The sequence below is a fragment of the Streptomyces sp. JJ66 genome (genome assembly GCF_019303495.1).
GTDB lineage: Bacteria > Actinomycetota > Actinomycetes > Streptomycetales > Streptomycetaceae > Streptomyces.
Window position 1 is genome coordinate 1 of sequence record NZ_JAEVFI010000036.1, and the last position, 15,826, is coordinate 15,826.

Genomic DNA, 15,826 nt, shown 5'->3' on the forward strand with positions numbered 1-15,826 from the left:
GTCGAGGAGCTTCGCCACGTCACGGGCACCCCGTCACCCGAACCGGTCACGATGAGATCCGCTCAAAGCCACCAGCGGGCTGGTCGGCGCAGCCGCCACCGCAGCCCGGAATCGACTCGAACGCCTCGCGGAGAACTTCCACTACACCCAGGTCGAGTGTGGCCTGATCCGCGCGGCGCTCAACGGCTTCGCCGCCGACCTGAGAGCAGCGCAGAAGAAGCTCGACGCCGCCCTGGAAGACGCCCGCGAACGCTCCTTCACCGTCGAGTCGGACGGCTCCGTCACCTACCCGGCGGCAGGCGAGAAGGTGGACGGCGAAACCCCGAAGGGCGGCACCGTCGTCTCCGTGTCTCACCCGACAGCCAACGCGGTAGCCAACCAAGCCGCCCATATCGACCCCAACCCCAACCGCATTCTCGCCAAGGACTGCGCCGACCGCATCGCGGCAGCCCTCAAGGACGCCACCGAGGCAGACGAGACCTGGGCACCCAAGTTGAAGGCGCTCCAGGCCCACAACGACCTCACCGTCAGCGACGCCGACTGGGCAGACGTCCATGACGACCAGCAAGCCCTCCAGAAAGTGGCCTCCGACTACCTCGACAAGTCGGCCATCCCCGAGGGAAAACCCCAGCCGAGGTAGCGGAGTGGTGGAAGGGCCTCTCCACCGACCAGCAAGCCGACTACACCGCCCTCTACCCCGCCTCCATCGGCGCCCTCGACGGCCTCCCCGCCGACGTACGCGACGAAGCCAACCGCACGGTTCTGGCCCAGACAAAGGCCAACTACCAACTGGAGTTGGCAGCGATCCCACCCAAACCAAGCCACAGCTACAACCAGCCAGGCCAGTCGAGCGATGTGTCGTGGCGCGACCAGCAGCAGCGCATCCGCGAGTGGGAAGAAGAATACGGCGCGGACCACAAACGACTCACCGAAGCCCTCGGCGGCATCGACGCCATCGAAAACCGTTTCGACTCCGTCGGCCGCGAAGGGCTCCCCGAAGCCTACCTTCTCGGGTTCAGCACGAAAGGGGACGGCCGCGCCATCATTGCTAACGGAAACCCAGACGAGGCTGACCACACCTCCGTCTACGTCCCTGGAACAGGTGCGAGCCTGCCTAGCGTTGGTGGCGACATCACTCGCATGAATAGCCTGTGGAGAACAGCAGATGCCATGACGGAAGGGGAAAACGTATCAACCATTCTATGGGTCGGCTACGACGCTCCAGACGACCCAAAACTCAATTCCCCGTTCCCGCACTATGCTCATGACGGGGCAGCCGCCTTCTCCAACTTCACCGAAGGCATCAAGGAAGCGAACACAGCGGAGAGCGGTGGTCATCACACCGCAATCGGGCACTCTTACGGAACCACGGTGATCGGGGCCACTGCTCGCATGCACGTTCTCTACGTGGACGATGTCATTTTCGCAGGAAGCCCTGGGGTTGAAGTAAGTCACGCCACCGAAATGGATGTTCCTATCGGTCACGTCTGGAACCAGGAAGCCGAAGGAGACTGGGTTCCAGAAATCGGACGCTTCAGTCACGGTGGGGGGTTTGTTGTTCCCAGCGACGTGTTCTTCGGCGCCAAGCAGATGACCACCGACACGCAAGGGCACAGCAACTACTGGCAGTACGAGTCAGAGAGTCTTCGGAATCAAGCAGCGGTAGTTACCGGCAATTACGGTGAGGTAAGCCTTGAGGAGTAAGATCCCCCATTTCCTGCCTAGCGTTCTAGGTTTCACACTACTGACAGGATGCATTTCAATGGAGACAGAAGAAGAACCGGAGACTCGCCCCCAGGTAGAAATCAATAATGAGATTAAATCTGTTTCTAGTAGAATCCTAGACATTGTCGCCCTGGAAGGCAAGGTATCGGAGCCCGGACCCGGAGTGGGTGAGTGCCCGGGCAAAGATCTTGACACGTACTTTATTATGCGGCATACCTGGAGTCTGGCGAGCGAGGACAGGAAAAGCCTAGCCGCATCAATGGAAAAGCTGAAGCACGAACTTCCCGAGAGCGGATGGGAAATCAAAGAATACGGACCAAAGAATAATCAAAACCGTACGCTGAGGCTCCTCGCGGATCACCCAGAAAAGAAGTATGGCATTAATGTCGAATTTTGGGAACAGCGTAAGAGCGACGGAAAGCCGATGCTGCTCGTTGGCGTCGTCTCGGCCTGTTACCAAGTGCCGCCCGGGGACACCGTAGAACATTACTGACCCGCCACGGTCCGCCCGCCCAGTCAGGGGCGGGCGGACCGCAGCGAAGCGTTACTTCACACCACCCGGTGCAGCCAGCCGTGGGGGTCGGGGGCGTGGCCGGTTTGGAGGGCGAGCAGGGCCTCGCGGAGTTGCAGGGTGATCGGGCCGGGTTCGCCGTCGCCGACGGTCCAGTTACCCCGGGCGGACTTCACCGTGCCGACGGGGGTGATGACGGCGGCCGTGCCGCAGGCGAAGACCTCGGTGATTGTCCCGTCCTCGTTGCCCTGGCGCCAGTCGTCGGTGGAGATGCGGCCTTCCTCCGTGCCGTACCCCAGGTCAGCGGCGATGCCCAGGAGGGAGTCGCGGGTGATGCCCGGCAGGAGGGTGCCGGTCAGCGCCGGGGTGACGATCCTCGCGTCCGCGCCGCTGCCGCGCACGAAGTAGAGGTTCATGCCGCCCATCTCCTCGACCCAGCGGCGCTCGGTCGCGTCCAGCCAGACGACCTGGTCGCAGCCCTGCTGGGCGGCCTCGGCCTGGGCGACCAGGGACCCGGCGTAGTTGCCGCCGGTCTTGGCCTCGCCCATGCCACCGGGGGCGGCGCGCACGTACTCTTCGGAGAGCCACACCGAGACGGGCTTGACCCCGCGCGGGAAGTAGGGACCCGCCGGGGAGGCGATGACGACGAACAGGTACTCGTTGGCGGGCCGCACCCCCAGCCCGACCTCGGCGGCGAACATGAAGGGCCGCAGGTACAGCGACTCCTCACCGGAACCGGGCACCCAGGCCGCGTCCTGCCGGATCAGCAGTTCGCACGCCTCGACGAAGGTCTCCACGGGCAGCTCGGGCATGGCCAGGCGGCGGGCGGAGCGCTGGAAGCGGGCGGCGTTGGCCTCCGGCCGGAACATGGCCACCGAGCCGTCGGCCTGCCGGTACGCCTTGAGACCTTCGAAGATCGTCTGCGCGTAGTGCAGCGTCATGTTGGCCGGGTCCATCTGGAACGAGGCGTACGGCTCCAGCTGGGCGTCGTGCCAGCCCCGGCCCTCGGTCCAGCGGATGGTGACCATGTGGTCGGTGAAGTGGCGGCCGAAGCCGGGGTTCGCCAGCACCGCCTCGCGCTCGGCGTCCGGAAGGGGCTGGGCAGAGGGCTTGAGGCCGAATTCGATTCGGGGCGTCATGAGCGCGTCCTTCACTTCGGTGGTGTGGCGGACCGCGCGCGGTACGTGGACGTCCTAGCATCGCCTCACACGCGGCCCCACGTCCGATTATCGCGCGTGGGGTGGCGCGTCAAGGACAGGGGGAGCGCGGCCCAGGGTGAGATAGTCGCACCCGGCCGCTGCGGGGCGCAGCGCGGGGGCGGGAGCCCGGCCGCGCCCCAAGCGGCGAGGCTGGGGACACGGCACAGGCTGAGGGTCCCGGCCGGGGCACGGGGTGGAGCACTCGGCCGGAGCGGAGTTCGAGGCCGAGCGCGACCGTACGGTGGGCCGCGCCGGACTCAGCCGGCTACGCGTGCGGCGAGAGCGTCACCGATCTCGTCGGTGGAGCGCGCGGCGGCGCCCGCGCGGGCGGTGAGGTCCGCGGTGACGGCCTCCTCGATCCGGGCCGCCTCGTCCTCCAGGCCGAGGTGGCGCAGCAGCAGGGCGACGGACAGGATGGTGGCCGTCGGGTCGGCCTTGCCGGTGCCGGCGATGTCGGGCGCCGAACCGTGCACGGGCTCGAACATCGAGGGGAACGCGCCGGTCGGGTTGACGTTGCCCGACGCGGCCAGGCCGATGCCGCCGGTGACGGCGGCGGCCAGGTCGGTGATGATGTCGCCGAAGAGGTTGTCGGTGACGATGACGTCGAACCGGGCGGGGTCGTTGACGAGGAAGATCGTCGCGGCGTCAACGTGCAGGTAGTCCGTGGTCACCTCGGGGTACTCCTGGCCGACCCGCTCGAAGATCCGGGTCCACAGGTGACCGGCGTGCACCAGGACGTTGTTCTTGTGCACCAGGGTGAGCTTCTTGCGCGGGCGGGCGCTGGCCCGCTCGTACGCGTCCCGCACGACGCGCTCCACGCCGTAGGCGGTGTTGACGCTGACCTCGGTGGCCACCTCGGCGGGCGTCCCCGTGCGCAGTGAGCCGCCGTTGCCGGTGTAGGGGCCCTCGGTGCCCTCGCGCACGACGACGAAGTCGATGGCCGGGCGCCCGGCGAGGGGCGTCGCCGTGTGGGGGAACAGCCGCGAGGGCCGCAGGTTGACGAAGTGGTCGAAGGCGAACCGCAGCTTGAGCAGCAGGCCGCGCTCCAGGACACCGGAGGGCACGCCCGGGTCACCGACGGCGCCGAGCAGGATCGCGTCGTGCGCCTTCAGCTGCTCCAGCTCCGCGTCGGGGAGCGTCTCTCCGGTGGCGTGCCAGCGGCGCGCGCCCAGGTCGTAGCTCCTGGTCTCCAGCTTGACATCCTGCGGGAGGACGGCGGTGAGGACCTTCAGCCCCTGGGCGACGACCTCGGGGCCGATGCCGTCGCCGGGAATCACTGCGAGATTGATGCTGCGCGCCATGTCGCGGACCTTACTCTCCGTCCCAGTGCTCGACACTCCCCCGTCCACGATGCGGGACAAGAGACGACGCCGGTCCCGCCCGGGTGCGGGTGGGACCGGCGTCGCCCTGGCACCGGCTGGACGGTGCCAGGCAGGACTCAGTGGCCGGTGGCGCCGCCGTTGTCGCGGCGGTCGAGGGCGCGCTGGAGGGCGGCGGCGGCGTTCTTGCGGCTGGCGTCGGCCATACGGGCGGCGCGGCGGGTACGGCGGCGGGCGGTGTCATCCATGGTCAAGGCTCCTTACGCAGGCAAACCCCGAGAGAGTGGGAGGTGAAGCGCCGCAGGGGCGGGGGCTCCGGATGCCGCAGGGGTGACCTGCGCGAGGCACCGGGCCTCATCCGCGTTCGCTGATGAAGCGATACGTTCGGCTTCCACCACGGTACGGGCCTGAGGCTGTGCTGTCCCCCCATATAGTTGGCCTTCCTACTATCTGAGACGAAGACCACGCGGAAGCGCTACGGCCGGGTGTCAGTGAGGCCGGTGTGACTGCCGTTGCAGTAGGGACCTGTGCTGCACGAGCGAGGCAAGCGTCTGCTGAAGCGTGTCGTCCACGTCCCACAGCACCGCGCGAATCACCATGCGACCACTCTATGGAGTGAGGATCAGGTCGCCGTATCGATTCCTCACCCCAGACCGCCCCTACGGTGTCGCCGTCGCTTGTGCGGCAACGCCCAGCTCGCCCAGACTTGAGGAGGAGGTGTCCCCATGACCGCTGTCGCCCCGGAGGCCCCGATGAGCACCGCCCCCGCAGCTTCCGATGACGTGGCCGATGTCCTGTGGCAGGCATGGAAAGCCATGGAACTCCCCGAGGGCTTCCACGCCGAGATCGTCGAGGGGTTCATCGAGGTGTCACCCACCGGTCGGTACAGTCACAGCAAGACCATCTACCGGTTTCGCCGGGCATTGGAGGGTTTTCTCGGCGGTGACTCGCCCTACGCGGCGCATCAGGACATGAATCTTCAGCACGACCAAAAGGTCTTCGTTCCAGACATCTACCTCGCGCCCGAGGAAGACACCGCCTACGTCACCGAGGACGGTCTGGGCCTCGACGCTTCGTGCGTCGAGCTCGTGGTCGAAGTGGTGTCTCCGGGACACGACGCCCAGCAGCGGGACCGCGTGCGCAAGCGCCGGGCGTACGCGCGGGCCGGTATCCCGGTCTACGTCATCCTGGACGACTACGACGGCCACGGCACCGTCACCGTACTCACCCAGCCCTCCCCCGGGGAGGCCGTCTACGCCGCCGAGACGCGCGTGCCCTACGGCAAGGACGTCACCGTGCCCGAGGGACCGGCGGAGGGCTTCACCATCACCGAGGAGATCACCGGGCCGCCCCAGCGCACGCGAGCGGAGTGACGTCGGCGATACCCGGCTGTATCAGCCGTATCAGGGGTGCACGACCGGCCGAAACATGGTCGGATGCCCGGTTGTGGACTGCATTGACTACGGGATCGATGATCGTCACGGCCGCACCGTGACGCTGTGCCCGGTGACCGACGACAACTGGCGGGCCGTGGCCGACGTCGCCCCGCGCGATGACCAGCGCGCGTTCGTGGCCGCCCTGGGCGCGCGCTACCTGCTGCTGTCGATGCGCGAGGAGGTCTGGCACTCGCTGGCGATCTGCGCCGCGGACCGCGTCGTCGGCCACGTGATGTGGGCCTTCGATCCCTCCGAGACCACCCACTGGCTCGGCGGCATGATCGTGGACGCCGACCACCAGGGCCACGGCATCGGGCGCGCCGCCGTGCGCACGCTGGTGCGCTGGCTCGCCACCCACGCGGACTGCCGCGAGATCCGCCTCTCCTACCACCCCGCGAACACCTCGGCCGCCCGCCTGTACGAGACGCTCGGCTTCACCCCCACCGGCCAGCAGGAGGAGGGCGAGCTGATCGCCGCTCTCCCCATCGGCGACTGAGCTCCCAGACGGCACCCGGGAGCAGCACCCTCCCGCTGGTGGTGCGCTCTCGGCACGTCGCGGCAACCGGTGGCTACTCAGCGGCCGGGGCCAGATCGGCCAGCAGGTGGTCCAGGACGGCCTCTTCCTCGACGCGCGCGTCGAGCTCGGCCAGTGCGTGGGCGAGCGCCGGGTCCCAGGGCGCCGCCGCGGATGCTCCGTCCAGCCGGGACCAGCCCGCCGCCGTGGCGACCGCCGCCCGGTAGTCGGCCGCCGTGTAGCGCCACGGCTCCCACGGCACCTGGCGGCGCAGCGCGGTGCCCAGGGTGATCAGATCCTGGATGAAGCGTTCCAGGTACTGGATCAGCCGGTCTTGTAGGCCAGGAACGCCTCGACCTCGACGTCGTGCAGGACGATGGTGCGCTGGAGGGAGCCCATGAAGTCGCGGGCGTTCTCCGCCAGCACGGTGAACCGCCCGGTGAGAGTCTCCAGTGCGAGGTACACCTTGCCCGGGTCCGGCGCCTCCTCGGCGGCGAGCACCAGCAGCGCCCGCAGCTGGGTGACGATGTCGTGCAGCGCCACCGCCTGAAGCTCGCCGCGCCGTCCCAGCGGCTCGTCGTAGGCGCCCAGCGCCGTCTCCGCCGCCTCACCCTCACGGGTGAGCTGGTAGATGAACCGCTTGCGGCAGAAGTCCTCGACGGCGGTCACCCGCGCGGTGTCCGGTTCGGCCCGCAGGTGCCCCACTCCACGAGGCTGTCCAGCGCCTTGCCGACGGCCTCCAGCTCGGCGGGCCGGTGCTCGGGCGGCAGCGCGGCGTGCACGTCCTCCGGCCGCAGGTGCACCGCGAACCGCTCCTTGGCCAGCAGGAAGGCCCGCATGGTCTGCCGGTACAGCGCCACGTTGGGCGCCGTCAGGTGGGCGAAGGTGCTGTACGCGGCCCGCGCGGACCCCTGGTCGGAAACGTTCATACGCCCGCCATCCTCCCCACCCGGCCCCACCCGCGCACCCGCCTCCCGGAATCCACCGGTGCTCGCGGAGGTCCGCCCCCTCTGGTGGCAGGTCCCCGCCCTACCCCACTCTCCAAGGGATCACGCGCCCCAGCCGCCGCACGTTTCGTTCCTGCGGTGCGAGAGCATCGTCCTGCTGGGGAAGTGCCCCACGCCCGGCACCGTGACCTGCTGGCTTGGCCGCACTGGGTGCTGAAGCACCTACGGCCCCGTCGGGGTGATGTTCGGCAAATTCTCCGTGGGAGAAAGGGAAGTCACCACGGTCGGCCGCCGGACCCCGGCCGCCCCCGCCTCGTTCCTCCCCGTGAGAGCCGCCGTCCGTCGCCGCGACCCACGCTTTCTGAGCGCTACCCCCGAATTGGCCGCCGCGCTCGCCGCAGCCGACGACGACGGTCGCAACGTGTTCGAGCACCTCCCCACCGAATGGACGGAGATTTGCACATGGGCCAAGCACCTGTTCCCCCCGGCGAAGCCGTCGCCCACCTCACCAGGCACACCGGCGAACCCACCGCGATCCAGCTCCTGAGCGACCGGCGCGGCTCCCGCGCCTGGAAGATCCAGGGCCGCAAGGGCACCGTCGCGCTGAAGGCCAACAACCCTGACGACGCCGAGGCCCGCGACAAGGCCGCCGAGATGGCCCAAGAGAACGATCATCTCCTTCGCCTCACCGCTCTCGGCGCCCTCAACCCCGACTACCGGGTCAGCGCCGGAGCGTGGGAGGGCGGCCGGTGGCTGGCGGTCAACTGGATCGACGGCGTACCCCTGTGGCAGGCCCTCGCCCTCGTCCGCGGACCCGAAGGAAACCGGGCCTCGGTCCGCCCCTGGCTCGCGGGCATCGCCCGCAGCTGGACCGAAAACCTCGCCCGCCTGCACGCCGCCGACTGGGCGCACGCCGACATTCAGCCGACCAATACCCTCGTCACACCCGGCGGCCACACCGCGCTCATCGACTATGCCCTCGCCTGCGGCCCCGACGACGGCCGCCGCGTCCCGTACCGGGGCGCCCTCACCCACACCACCGCTCCCGAGACCGCCATCGCGATCCTCTCCACCCCCGCCGATACCCACATTCCCGCCCAGCCGTCGGCCGATATCTGGAGCCTGGGCGCCTCCCTGTTCTGGTGCTGGACCGGCCGCCGACCCGTCGCCTATGACGACGACCTCCACCGGCTGGAGAAGCTGGCTCTTATCGCCCAGGGCACCACCACCGTGTTGCGCGACGTCCGGCCCTGGCCCTTTCCCGAGTTCGAGGCCGCCGTCACCGCGTGCCTTGCCTCCGACCCCGCCGACCGGCCCACGGCAAAGGAGCTAACCGCCGCATGGTGACTCTGCGTGCCCTGGCCCCCGGCGACGCACCGGCCCTCACCCGCATCTACAGCGGCGCCTCCATCCAGCACACCACCGGCAAGCCCCTCACCCTCGACCAGGCTCACGTGAAGATCCGCACGGCCCTTGCCCGAGCAGCCGAAACCCCGCGCGCGCAGTGGAGCTGGGGCATCCTTCACGAGGACGACCTGATCGGTCTGACTGCCCTGCGGCGACGAACCCCATCCATGGGCACCATCAGCTACATCCTCCGGGAGGACAGCTGGGGTCACGGCTACGCCACTCAGGCCGCCCGCCACGTCGTCGCTGTCGCCTTCACCACCGTCGGCCTCAACCGGCTAGAGGCCATGCACCACCCCAACAACCCCGCCTCCGGCCGCGTCCTGAGCAATGCCGGATTCACCCACATCGGCACGACCGTCCGCCACACCAAGGTGGGAACCATCCCCTACGAGCTCTACGGGCTGGCCAGGGATTTGGCACCCGGCGTGGCTCATATCCGGTGACGATGCCGCCCCAGGGGAGCGGTGTGCTTCCGGTATGCCGCCCGGTGCCGGGCCTGGCCGGAGGGTGTGGGGTCTCAGAGCACGGGGACGGGCACCCGGCAGCGAATCTGCTTGCCGATCGCCGAATTCCGCACGTGCCAGCCGGGTGCGAGCAGGTCCAGCAGCCCCAGGCCCCGCCCGCGTTCGGCCTGCGGACTGTCGAGCGGGGTCGGCTGCCTCTCGGGCAGCGCTCCGGGGTCGGGGTCGTGCACGTTCACCGCGAGGCCGAAGGAGGCGACGTAGACCTCCACGACGAGCGGAGCACGGTCCCCACAGGCCCGGACCGCGTTGCCGACCAGCTCCGAGACGACGAGCTGAACGGCGTCCCCGGCGTCGGCGCTGACTCCGTGAACGCGCAACGCGGTCCGGGTCAGCCGCCGCAGGGTGCGCAGCGCTTCGGGGGAAGCGCAGAAGTAGGCCACGAACCCGTTGTCCCGCTGTCGCACGTAACAGCAGGGGGTGGTGGGTGCGTTGGGGTCAGTGGGTTGGGAGGTGGCACTGGATCGGGGCGGAAGCATCGCGTCTCCTCGCTGGATCATCCTGTCGCTGACCCAGACAGGTCAGCGAACGCCGGTTGGCTAGGCAATCGCTGAGAAGAGACTCAACATACTGGAGATTTTTCTCTAGCAGGTAGAAAATTTTCCACTCTATCGAGTGAGGGTTTCGCTCTCTCAGTTGAAGAGCACGGCAAGCTGGCAGACTCCACGCATGCCCAACTCACCTCTCGTGCCGACCATCAGACGCCGTCGGCTTGGCTCCGCACTGCGGCGGTTGCGACACGACGCAGGGTTCACCCTCGAAACGGCCGCAGGCGCCATGGGCTGGAAAGCACCAAAACTTTCCAAGATCGAGAGCGCCCACCAGGCCATCCGCCCGGCTGACGTGGGTGCTGTGCTGACGGTGTACGGAGTCAATGACCCGACGGTGCGTACCGCCCTGGAAAACCTCGCCCGGGACGCGGGCAAGAAGGGCTGGTGGCAGACGTACAGCGGGGTCGCGTCTCCGGCCTACGCTGACCACATCTCGCTGGAAGCCGACGCAGAGGCCATCCACGTCTGGGCTCCCCTGCTCGTCCCGGGCCTGCTGCAAACGGCGGCGTACGCGCGGGAGACGATCACCGGGGCGACCACAAGCCGTACCGTCGAAGAGGTGACCGCCCTGGTTGAGGTGAGGATGGCCCGTCAAGCGGTGCTGTCCCGGCCCGATGAGGCGCCAGAGCTGTGGGCCATCATCCATGAGGCCGCCCTTCACCAACGCTTCGCCGTGCGGCCTGCGACGATGCGTGACCAACTGCGGCGGTTGAGAGAAGCATGCGAGATGCCGAACGTCACGGTGCAGGTGATGCCGCTGGACTCCACACCGCATCCCGGACTCGTAGGTGGCTACGCCCTGACGCACTTCCCCCAGCCCATGCCGACCGTCGTGCTGTTGGAGAATCTCAGCGGCGCCACATACGTTGAGGGCGACGACGCAGCGCCTTTCACCAAGGCTTTCGACCGCATTCGGGCGGCAGCCTTGCCTGTGGAGGACTCGCTTGCGCGGATCGTGCAGATTGAGGAAGGCCACAGGACATGAACGACGCGAAGGCAGAACTGTACGCGTTTGACCTCTCCACTGCGGTGTGGCGGAAGGCGACAGCCAGCGGCCCGGAGCACGACTGCGTGGAGGTGGCTGAGATGCCCGGTGGTGCGCGAGCGGTGCGCGACTCCAAGAACCCGGATCGTGACCCCCTGCGCTTCACCGCCACCGAATGGGCCGCCTTCCGCCAGGGAGTTACCGCTGGCGAGCTGTGAGCGGCCTGCCCACACCCTGCTGACTGCTCCGGCTCCCCGGGCGGGGCGGTCAGTGAGGGTTGCCCGGGGTGACGGTGATCGTGGCCGGGACCGCGAAGCCCTTGCGGGCTGACCGGCCCTCCGCGTCTGTGGCGTTCCGTGCCGCTTCCCTGACGATCATGCCGGTCGTCTCGCTGTCCAGGCGGCGATTTTCCCGGCTACAGCGGGCCTCCCGGTGCTCCGGTACGGGCCGATAGCCCTGCCACAGCGCGCCCTTCGGAGCCACACTGCGCGAGAACGGCCGTAGCCCGGCTTCCTGCGGGGAGCAGGGCCGGGCTACGGGGTCCGGGCGGGTCAGCCCATGTGGGGGTAGCGGTAGTCGGTCGGGGCCACGGCGGTTTCCTTGATGGCGCGCGGGGACATCCAGCGCAGCAGGTTGAACTTCGAACCCGCCTTGTCGTTGGTGCCGGAGGCGCGGGCGCCGCCGAAGGGCTGCTGGCCGACAATGGAGCCGGTCGGGCGGTCGTTGAGGTAGAAGTTGCCGGCGGCGAAACGCAGCTTCTCGGACGCCTTGGCCAAAACGGCACGGTCCTTGGCGAGCACGGCGCCGGTCAGGGCGTAGGCGGAGGCGGACTCCATCTGCTCCAGCATCGTCTCCCAGTCACCGTCCTCATAGACGTGGACGGCGATGATGGGGGCGAAATACTCGGTCGTGAAGAGCTCGCTCGAAGGGTCGGTGCACGTGATGACGGTGGGACGGACGAAGTAGCCCACCGAGTCGTCGTAACCGCCGCCCGCGACGACCTCGCAGGTGGGGTCGGACTTCGCGCGGTCGATGGCGGCCTTGGCCTTGGCGAAGGCGCGCTCGTCGATGACGGCGCCGATGAAGTTGGTGAGGTCGGTGACGTCGCCCATGGCGATGCCCTCGGTCTCGTGCACCAGGTCCTCGCGCAGGCCGCCCTCCCACAGCGAGCGCGGGAGGTAGGCGCGGGAGGCGGCCGAGCACTTCTGGCCCTGGTACTCGAAGGCGCCACGGGTGATGGCGGTCTTCAGGATCGCCGGGTCCGCGGTGGGGTGGGCGACGATGAAGTCCTTGCCGCCGGTCTCGCCGACGATGCGCGGGTAGGAGCGGTAGCCGGAGATGTTGTTGCCGACCTCGCGCCACAGGTGCTGGAAGGTGGCGGTCGAGCCGGTGAAGTGGATGCCCGCCAGCTCCGGGTGCGGCAGGGCGACCTCGGAGACCTCCTTGCCGTCGCCGGTCACCAGGTTGATGACGCCCGGCGGCATGCCCGCCTCCTCCAGCAGCTCCATGAGCAGCACGGCGGCGTGGGTCTGGGTGGGCGAGGGCTTCCAGACGACAACATTGCCCATCAGCGCCGGGGCGGTGGGCAGGTTGCCCGCGATGGCGGTGAAGTTGAACGGGGTGATGGCGTAGACGAAGCCCTCCAGCGGGCGGTGGTCCATCCGGTTCCACACACCGTTGGGCTGAACGAGCGGCTGCTCGGTCAGCAGCTCGCGGGCGAAGTGGACGTTGAAGCGCCAGAAGTCCACCAGTTCGCAGGGGGCGTCGATCTCGGCCTGCTGGGCGGTCTTGGACTGGCCCAGCATGGTGGAGGCGGCGATCGTCTCGCGCCACGGCCCGGCCAGCAGTTCGGCGGCCTTGAGGATGATCGCGGCGCGGTCGTCGAAGGACAGCGCACGCCAGGCCGGGGCGGCGGCCAGGGCGGCGTCGATGGCCTCCTGCGCGTCGGCGCGGGTGGCGTTGGCATAGGTGCCCAGGCGCTTGGCGTGGGCGTGCGGCTGGACGACGTCGAAGCGCTCACCGCCGCCCATGCGCTTGGCCCCGTTGATGGTCATGGGGAGGTCGATGGGGTTTTCGGCCAGTTCCTTCAGCTTGCGCTCCAGGCGGGCCCGCTCGGGGCTGCCGGGGGCGTAGCCGTGCACCGGCTCGTTGTAGGGGGCGGGGACCTGGGTCACAGCGTCCATGGCTGGCGTGTCTCCTTCGAAGGGGTGGTTTCGAACGGGTCTGGTGGGGTCCGGTCGGGATGTCCGGGCGGCTGGCTGGGCTCAGCCCCGGGTGAGCAGGGAGCGCAGGAAGAACGCGAGGTTGGCGGGGCGCTCGGCGAGACGGCGCATGAAGTAGCCGTACCAGTCGGTTCCGTAGGGCAGGTAGACGCGCACCCGGTGTCCGGCGGCCACCAGGCGCTCCTGCTCGGCGGCGCGGATGCCGTAGAGCATCTGGAACTCGTAGGCGTCGTTCTTGCGGCCGAGCCGGTGGGCGAGTTCTTGCGTGATCGCGATCAGCCGGGGGTCGTGGGAGCCGATCATCGGATAGCCCTGACCGGCCAGGAGGATCTTCAAACAGCGTACGTACGCCCGGTCCACCTCGCGCTTGTCCTGGTACGCGACCGACGCGGGCTCCTTGTACGCGCCCTTCACCAGGCGCACCCGGGAGCCTTCCCCGGCCAGCGCGTGGCAGTCCTCCTCGGTGCGGAAGAGATAGGACTGCACCACGGCGCCCGTGTGCGGGAAGCGGGTGCGCAGCTCGGCGAGGACGGCGAGCGTGGAATCGATGGTGGTGTGGTCCTCCATGTCCAGCGTCACCGTGGTGCCCGCCGCGGCGGCCGCCTCCACCACCGGGGTGACGTTGGCCAGCGCCAGATCGTGGCCGCCGGGCAGTGCCTGCCCGAACGCGGACAGCTTCACCGACATCTCGGCGCGCTCCCCCAGCCCCTCGTCGGCCAGTGCCTGCGCGAGGGCCAGGTAGGCGTCCCGGCTGCGCAGGGCCTCCGCGCGGTCGGTGACGTCCTCGCCGAGGTGGTCGAGGGTGACGTCCAGGCCACGGCTGGTCAGGTCGCGCACCGCCCAGCGGGCCTGAGGCAACTGCTCGCCGGGGACGAAGCGGTCCACCACGGGGCGCGTCAGCGGAGTGGCCGCCACGGCGCGGCGGATGCCGTCGCTCCGGGCGGCGGCGAGAAGCACGGGACCCAGCACGGGACCTCCCACGAGAATCTTTCTTACGGCAGGGTGAGCCACCGGAGAATTTAAGGATGACTCCACCGCCCGGCCATCGACAGCTGTCACACTTCCGTGGCCCGGATCTCAGACAGATGTATGAGAATGGGTGAGGAGAACTCCCTGGGTGGCTCAGTGGCTCATCTAGGGGTGGCTCAGAGAAGACAGCTGAGTGGGACGGCCGGGCAGCACGGGCGAGGCGGGAAGGGCGGGCGGCAGCGGATGCGGGAGGACTACCAGGCGCTCATCGACGAGGTGTCGGCGCTGCTCGGCGCCCCGGCCACGCTGGAGGACCGCGACTTCGGCCTCATCGCGTTCGGCGTGCACGGCAGCGGCGCGGACGACACGGAGCTGGTACTCGACCCGGTGCGCACCCGGTCGATCATGCAGCGCCGGTCCTCCGCAGCGGTGCGGGCGTGGTTCGAGCGGTTCGGGATCACCCGGGCGGCCGGGCCGGTGCGCATCCCGCCCGACCCGGCGGCCGGAGTGGTCAAAGGCCGCCTCTGCCTGCCCGCCCGGCACGCGGGCGTCGTCCACGGCTATGTGTGGCTGCTGGACGACGGCACCCTGTCCCTGGATGATCCGCGCCTGAGCGAGGCCCTGGCCACCGCCACCCGGATCGGGGCGCTGCTCGCCGCCGAAGCGCGGGCCGGGGCACGGCTGGGCGACCTGCTGCGCGCGGCGCTGGCCGGGCCGGTGACCGGACGGCAAGCGGCCACCAGCGAGTTGCGCGAAGCGCTCGGCTCCGTCGCCGCCGGACCCCTGGCGCTCGTCGCCGTCACCCCGTGGGGTGCCGGTACGGCCGGTCCGGCCCGGCTGCCCCGGGTGCCGGTGACGGCGGCCGTACCCGCCGGGGAGGCGGGCACCCCGGCAGGCGGCGCGCTCGCCGCCCTGGTGCGACTGCCCACCGCCGACGCGGTCGAGCCCGCCCGGGGTGTGGCCGAACGCCTGCTGGGCTCGCCGCGCGCCGTCAGCGGTAGGAGCGGGACTGGCGGTACGGGTGCCACGGGCGGAGTGGGCACGGCAAGCGGCACGGGTGGAGCGAGCGGCACCGGAGGCGCGGTGGGCGGTGCGGGCACCGCAGGCGGTACCGCTGGGATCAGCGCCGCGCTGCCCGGGCTCACCGAACCCGGGGCCGCCTGGCGGCAGGCGCTCGCCGCTGCGCGCGCGGCGCGGGCGGCACCACGGCTCGGGCCGGTCGCCGACTGGGCGGCACTCGGTCCCTACCGCCTGCTGACCGCCCTGCCCGCGAGCGGCGCGCCCGACCCGGTGGTGCGGCGCCTGCTGGAGCCGGGGCACCGGGAGATGGCGCACACCGCCGAGGTGTACCTGGACTGCGCGGGGCAGGCCTCACGTGCTGCCGCCGCGCTCGGTGTGCACCGGCAGACGCTGTACTACCGCCTGTCCCGGGTCGAGCAGCTGACCGGCCTCGACCTCACCGACGGGGAGTCCCGCCTCCTGCTGCACATGGCGCTGAAAGCGTCCCGGCTGTAGGC

At 69.4% G+C, this 15,826-nt stretch carries 18 protein-coding genes and 1 pseudogene; 10 read left to right on the top strand and 9 right to left on the bottom strand.

The window, feature by feature from the left end:
- The first annotated feature begins 346 nt into the window (after positions 1–346).
- From JJV70_RS20545 to JJV70_RS20555, 3 genes are all read left to right on the top strand, one after another.
- Positions 347–640 (top strand): hypothetical protein, encoded by a 294-nt coding sequence (locus JJV70_RS20545; RefSeq protein WP_219049521.1) that lies wholly within the window; start codon positions 347–349, stop codon positions 638–640.
- A gap of 155 nt (positions 641–795) precedes the next feature.
- Positions 796–1,704: an alpha/beta hydrolase gene (locus JJV70_RS20550; RefSeq protein WP_219049522.1), complete on the top strand. Its 909-nt coding sequence runs from the start codon at positions 796–798 to the stop codon at positions 1,702–1,704.
- Positions 1,705–1,762: 58 nt separating this feature from the next.
- On the top strand, positions 1,763–2,218 hold the full coding sequence (locus JJV70_RS20555) for a hypothetical protein (protein ID WP_219049523.1): 456 nt from the start codon (positions 1,763–1,765) through the stop codon (positions 2,216–2,218).
- A gap of 56 nt (positions 2,219–2,274) precedes the next feature.
- On the opposite strand, the gene JJV70_RS20560 is transcribed toward JJV70_RS20555, so the two are convergent.
- The 3 genes from JJV70_RS20560 to JJV70_RS22995 form a co-directional block, all read right to left on the bottom strand.
- Positions 2,275–3,375: a branched-chain amino acid aminotransferase gene (locus JJV70_RS20560; protein WP_219049524.1), complete on the bottom strand. Its 1,101-nt coding sequence runs from the start codon at positions 3,373–3,375 to the stop codon at positions 2,275–2,277.
- A gap of 317 nt (positions 3,376–3,692) precedes the next feature.
- The gene (locus JJV70_RS20565) at positions 3,693–4,736 is read right to left on the bottom strand and encodes a 3-isopropylmalate dehydrogenase (protein WP_219049525.1); all 1,044 of its coding nucleotides are present in this window, start codon (positions 4,734–4,736) and stop codon (positions 3,693–3,695) included.
- Positions 4,737–4,873: 137 nt separating this feature from the next.
- Complete coding sequence (locus tag JJV70_RS22995) at positions 4,874–5,002, bottom strand: hypothetical protein (RefSeq protein WP_257574299.1); 129 nt, start codon at positions 5,000–5,002, stop codon at positions 4,874–4,876.
- Positions 5,003–5,479: 477 nt separating this feature from the next.
- On the opposite strand from JJV70_RS22995, the gene JJV70_RS20570 reads away from it, so the two are divergent.
- Both JJV70_RS20570 and JJV70_RS20575 read left to right on the top strand, forming a co-directional pair.
- Positions 5,480–6,127 carry a Uma2 family endonuclease gene (locus JJV70_RS20570; RefSeq protein WP_219049526.1) on the top strand — a complete coding sequence of 216 codons (648 nt, stop codon included), beginning with the start codon at positions 5,480–5,482 and terminating at the stop codon, positions 6,125–6,127.
- A gap of 55 nt (positions 6,128–6,182) precedes the next feature.
- Complete coding sequence (locus tag JJV70_RS20575) at positions 6,183–6,686, top strand: GNAT family N-acetyltransferase (protein ID WP_219049527.1); 504 nt, start codon at positions 6,183–6,185, stop codon at positions 6,684–6,686.
- A 73-nt stretch (positions 6,687–6,759) separates the two neighbouring features.
- Here the strand turns inward: JJV70_RS20575 and JJV70_RS23000 are convergent, their stop codons facing one another.
- Both JJV70_RS23000 and JJV70_RS23580 read right to left on the bottom strand, forming a co-directional pair.
- Positions 6,760–6,966: a DUF2399 domain-containing protein gene (locus JJV70_RS23000; protein WP_308294931.1), complete on the bottom strand. Its 207-nt coding sequence runs from the start codon at positions 6,964–6,966 to the stop codon at positions 6,760–6,762.
- A 62-nt stretch (positions 6,967–7,028) separates the two neighbouring features.
- Positions 7,029–7,633: pseudogene (locus tag JJV70_RS23580) on the bottom strand (TIGR02677 family protein).
- A 480-nt stretch (positions 7,634–8,113) separates the two neighbouring features.
- On the opposite strand from JJV70_RS23580, the gene JJV70_RS20585 reads away from it, so the two are divergent.
- Both JJV70_RS20585 and JJV70_RS20590 read left to right on the top strand, forming a co-directional pair.
- On the top strand, positions 8,114–8,998 hold the full coding sequence (locus JJV70_RS20585; protein WP_219049528.1) for a hypothetical protein: 885 nt from the start codon (positions 8,114–8,116) through the stop codon (positions 8,996–8,998).
- Positions 8,992–9,504, top strand: a complete 513-nt coding sequence (locus JJV70_RS20590) for a GNAT family N-acetyltransferase (protein ID WP_219049529.1) — start codon at positions 8,992–8,994, stop codon at positions 9,502–9,504. Before JJV70_RS20585 ends, JJV70_RS20590 begins: the two co-directional genes overlap by 7 nt.
- A gap of 74 nt (positions 9,505–9,578) precedes the next feature.
- Here JJV70_RS20590 and JJV70_RS20595 read toward each other — a convergent pair whose 3' ends face one another.
- On the bottom strand, positions 9,579–9,989 hold the full coding sequence (locus JJV70_RS20595; protein WP_308294933.1) for an ATP-binding protein: 411 nt from the start codon (positions 9,987–9,989) through the stop codon (positions 9,579–9,581).
- A 262-nt stretch (positions 9,990–10,251) separates the two neighbouring features.
- Between JJV70_RS20595 and JJV70_RS20600 the strand changes: the two genes are divergently transcribed.
- Entirely contained in the window at positions 10,252–11,118 is an 867-nt protein-coding gene (locus JJV70_RS20600) for a helix-turn-helix transcriptional regulator (RefSeq protein ID WP_219049531.1), read from the top strand.
- Positions 11,115–11,336, top strand: coding sequence for a DUF397 domain-containing protein (locus JJV70_RS20605; RefSeq protein ID WP_219049532.1), 222 nt, complete (start codon positions 11,115–11,117; stop codon positions 11,334–11,336). The genes JJV70_RS20600 and JJV70_RS20605 overlap by 4 nt, the downstream gene beginning before the upstream one ends.
- 49 nt (positions 11,337–11,385) lie before the next feature.
- Here the strand turns inward: JJV70_RS20605 and JJV70_RS20610 are convergent, their stop codons facing one another.
- The 3 genes from JJV70_RS20610 to JJV70_RS20620 form a co-directional block, all read right to left on the bottom strand.
- Positions 11,386–11,601: a hypothetical protein gene (locus tag JJV70_RS20610; RefSeq protein ID WP_219049533.1), complete on the bottom strand. Its 216-nt coding sequence runs from the start codon at positions 11,599–11,601 to the stop codon at positions 11,386–11,388.
- A 68-nt stretch (positions 11,602–11,669) separates the two neighbouring features.
- Positions 11,670–13,301 carry an L-glutamate gamma-semialdehyde dehydrogenase gene (gene pruA, locus JJV70_RS20615; RefSeq protein WP_219049534.1) on the bottom strand — a complete coding sequence of 544 codons (1,632 nt, stop codon included), beginning with the start codon at positions 13,299–13,301 and terminating at the stop codon, positions 11,670–11,672.
- An 81-nt stretch (positions 13,302–13,382) separates the two neighbouring features.
- Complete coding sequence (locus JJV70_RS20620; RefSeq protein WP_219049535.1) at positions 13,383–14,309, bottom strand: proline dehydrogenase family protein; 927 nt, start codon at positions 14,307–14,309, stop codon at positions 13,383–13,385.
- Positions 14,310–14,552: 243 nt separating this feature from the next.
- On the opposite strand from JJV70_RS20620, the gene JJV70_RS20625 reads away from it, so the two are divergent.
- Positions 14,553–15,824, top strand: a complete 1,272-nt coding sequence (locus tag JJV70_RS20625) for a CdaR family transcriptional regulator (protein WP_219049536.1) — start codon at positions 14,553–14,555, stop codon at positions 15,822–15,824.
- Positions 15,825–15,826: the final 2 nt, after the last annotated feature.